The sequence below is a fragment of the Ruegeria sp. AD11(2025) genome (genome assembly GCF_056542405.1).
The window spans coordinates 1-511 of record NZ_JBQFZU010000175.1; the positions used below are offsets into that span (position 1 = coordinate 1).

Genomic DNA, 511 nt, shown 5'->3' on the forward strand with positions numbered 1-511 from the left:
GTGCCAATCCCAAGGGTGTCACGCCCCTCAGCCAGCGTGAAAGGTTTCGCGATCGAAAACCTTCGGATCGCAGGGCCGACGCAGCATTTATCCAAGCTTTGTGGGACCATTTTCAGGACCAACCCTTTGAGCGCGGCAATCTGGATGCCGGGCGGCTTTGCTGGTTGTTCGGGCGCGAGGTTGTTCCCGCAGAGGACCCGTTTGACCCGGCCAGTTATGAGGCGTTGCTCCGGATTGATCTGGATGCGGCGCGTGGGTCTTTTCCTGACGTTTTTGGCGGGGTGACCTGATCATGACCGCGCAGGCGTCACATCATACCCATCGCACGCATATGACTAGGCATGGCAGGGTGCGAAATCGTGCATTCTTACCTGATTTTCGGGCGATTACGGCGGTACGTTCAAGCAGCGGCGCAGCGCCTTTAGGCACGAATTTGCGCGGCAATTTGCCCGATGGGCAGAATTCAGCCGGAATCTCAGTTGGAAACAATACTTTGTTTTCGGTTTATATT

Annotated in this window: 2 protein-coding genes; both read left to right on the forward strand. The window is 56.0% G+C overall.

The window, feature by feature from the left end; all coding sequences use genetic code 11:
• Positions 1-290, forward strand: a 290-nt coding sequence (locus tag ACR1XY_RS24960; RefSeq protein WP_480597586.1) for a hypothetical protein, incomplete at its 5' end; no start/stop codon positions are given.
• A gap of 2 nt (positions 291-292) precedes the next feature.
• Positions 293-511, forward strand: a 219-nt coding sequence (locus ACR1XY_RS24965; protein WP_480597589.1) for a hypothetical protein, incomplete at its 3' end; no start/stop codon positions are given.